General features: G+C 59.9%; 3 protein-coding genes. 2 read left to right on the top strand and 1 reads right to left on the bottom strand.

What is annotated here, in order from left to right; translation table 11 throughout:
• Positions 1-591 (bottom strand): type VI secretion system baseplate subunit TssK (gene tssK / locus DIE23_RS38765; protein ID WP_148093494.1); only part of this gene is annotated, 591 nt, incomplete at its 3' end.
• Between the two features lie 575 nt (positions 592-1,166).
• Between tssK and tssB the strand changes: the two genes are divergently transcribed.
• The gene (gene tssB, locus DIE23_RS38760) at positions 1,167-1,679 is read left to right on the top strand and encodes a type VI secretion system contractile sheath small subunit (protein WP_124618147.1); all 513 of its coding nucleotides are present in this window, start codon (positions 1,167-1,169) and stop codon (positions 1,677-1,679) included.
• Positions 1,680-1,752: 73 nt separating this feature from the next.
• The coding region (tssC, locus tag DIE23_RS38755; protein ID WP_124618145.1) for a type VI secretion system contractile sheath large subunit at positions 1,753-2,816 on the top strand (1,064 nt) is incomplete at its 3' end.

Here is a 2,816-nt window from a genome sequence, read left to right as displayed (position 1 = left end):
GTGACTGCCAAGCGTCAGGCACGGCGGCACGAACCGGTGATCGACCTGAAACTGGCCGCTGCTGCTCCGGACAAGCCGTGCGATCGCACAGGCCGTATCGTCGGCATGCGACTCGAAGTCGAACAGCAGCCGCACTGTATGGCGCTCGGCCGCGATCTCGGTTTCGGTCACGCCGTTCAGGTCCGTGACCTTCACGAACTCGCGGTACGAACGGCGAGGACGCGCGAGCGTGGTTTCGTCAAAGCGACAGTTGTTGCCGTTCGCATCAGGCAGCGCGAGCGCCGCGAGCACCGTGACGCTTTGCTGGTCGGTCGGCAGGCCCTGCGTCAGATCGCGTCCCGCTGGCAGTGCGTCGGCCAGCGTCGTGTCGATTGGCGTGCCATCCGGAAAGCGCAGCTTGAGCCGCGTGAGCTTGAGGCGCCCGGTGGCGAGCGCCTCCTCGTCGACCTCGACGCCGAGCGTGCCCCACGGTTCCGCGAGTGCGGCGGTCGCGAACTGCTGCATCGCGAACCCCGCCCATCGGTCCTGCTGCTGGAAGTGCTGCTGCGTGAGGATCAAGCCCTCATGCCAGAGCGGTTTGTCGATCCGCATAGGTGTGGTGTACGGCTTGTTGTTGATTATGAGAGAACGAATTCTAATGGACGGATTCGTAAAAGGTAAACGCCGAAGAGTAGTTCGTTATGCAAAGTGTCAGAGATTGTCATGGATCTCTCAAGCGGAATAGGCATGCGAGCGACATCAAGTATGCGTAATGGTTTTTTGAGATACGCGTCACGTCATATCACAATAAATATTTACAATTCTGAACAATAGTCAAATCAGCTGCGCCTTGCTGGGCGGGCGATCCGGCCATTTTTAGATTTCCCATACACCATCCACCCACTCACGCGCAATGAGATGAATCCGAAAATAATGCGATTTGAGAACCTTTGACATTGCGTCGCCTTCTCGCGGCGGCATTTACGCTTTGACTGCGAGCGGGTAAACCTGTTTAATACGCCGTGGCAATAACATCGCATGAATGGAGACCACGCTATGGGGTGCCGTCAGTATTCCTTTGTGAGCCGCATCAAGCGTGTGCGGACATGCACGCGCACGAAGGATGTCACCGCATCGCAACGGGGGGGTTCTGCGGGAACCTTGATCTTGATATGTAAGTAATACTAATGGACAGCTTTCAGCGCGAGATTCCGAAATCCAGGGTTTCGATCACTTTGGATCTGCACACGGGTGGGGCTCAGAAGAAGGTCGAGCTGCCGCTCAAGCTGCTCGTCGCGGGCGACTTCAGCGCGGGCCGTGAACAGGCGCCGATGGCTGAGCGCAAGAAGGTCAATATCGACAAGAACAACTTCGATGCTGTTCTGGCCGACTACGCACCGGATCTGAAGATCGCGGCGGAAAACACGCTTGCGGGCGATGGTTCCGAGTTGCCGGTCAATCTTTCGTTCCGCTCGATGAAGGACTTTGAGCCGGAGCAGGTTGCCCGTCAGATTCCGGAAATGCAGGCGATGCTGGCGATGCGCAACCTGTTGCGCGATCTGAAAAGTAACCTGCTTGACAACGGCACGTTCCGCCGCGAGTTCGAGAAGATTCTGAAGGATAGGCGTCTGTCTGACAAGCTGCGCGGCGAACTGGCGCAGATTGCAACGGCGGCCACGCAGCAGGAAGGCAATGCCTGAGCGCGGTCGGCCCAAGATGGCCCTCACCGCCGCACGCAATCACGTCGCCATTCGAACCGAGACTGAGAGAATCATGAAACAGAACGAATCCCGTCAGGGCGCAACCGAGACCACTGTGCTCGACGCCTCGCAGCAGACCGACAGCGTTTATGCCTCGCTGTGCAACAAAATCAACCTTAAGACGGTCGCTGAAGCGCGTCCGCTTGAAGCCTTCCGCGACAACGATACGCTGTCGGAGGCGTCGGCCGACGAGCGCGTCGCCCGCGGCATGGATGCGCTGCTCAACCTGATCGCGAAGGAAAGCAAGCCGGTCGACCGGCTCGACAAGTCGCTGCTCGACTTCTACATCGGCCAGCTCGATCGGCAGATCAGCCGTCAGCTCGACGCCGTGATGCATACGCCGGAATTCCAGGCGCTCGAAGGCCGCTGGCGCGGTCTCAAGATGCTCGTCTCCCGCACGGACTTCCGCAAGAACGCGCGGATCGAGGTGCTCGACGTCTCGAAGGATGCGCTGCAGCGCGATTTCGAGGACACGCCGGAGCTGATCCAGAGTGGCCTGTACCGCCTCACGTACATCGAGGAATACGACACGCCGGGCGGCCAGCCGATCAGCGCGATGATCAGCGACTTCGAGTTTACGAATTCGCCGATGGATGTGGCACTGCTGCGCAACATCTCGAAGGTCGCGGCCGCGGCGCACATGCCGTTCATCGGCTCGGTGGGCGCGGCATTCTTTGGCAAGCAGTCGATGGAAGAAGTGGCCGCGATCCAGGACATCGGCAACTATTTCGATCGCGCCGAATACATCAAGTGGAAAAGCTTCCGCGACACGGACGACGCCCGCTACGTCGGTCTCACGATGCCGCGCGTGCTCGGCCGTCTGCCGTACGGCAAGGACACGACGCCGGTGCGTGCCTTCAGCTACGACGAAGCGGTCAAGGGTCCGGACCACGACAAGTACCTGTGGGTCAACGCGTCGTTCGCATTCGCGGCCAACATGGTGCGCAGCTTCGTGAACAACGGCTGGTGCGTGCAGATCCGCGGTCCGCAGGCCGGCGGCAAGGTCGAGGACCTGCCGGTGCACCTGTATGACCTCGGCACCGGCGTGCAGCCGAAGATCCCGACCGAAGTGCTGAT

The sequence above is a fragment of the Burkholderia sp. Bp9143 genome, assembly GCF_003853645.1.
Taxonomy (GTDB): Bacteria; Pseudomonadota; Gammaproteobacteria; order Burkholderiales; family Burkholderiaceae; genus Burkholderia.
Note: the sequence above shows the minus strand (reverse complement) of the source record. Positions and strands in the feature narration are given on the sequence as shown.

Coding starts and splice junctions, on each gene's coding strand:
- tssB (WP_124618147.1), top strand. CDS start 1,167: ATGGACAGCTTTCAGCGCGAGATTCCGAAATCCAGGGTTTCGATCACT.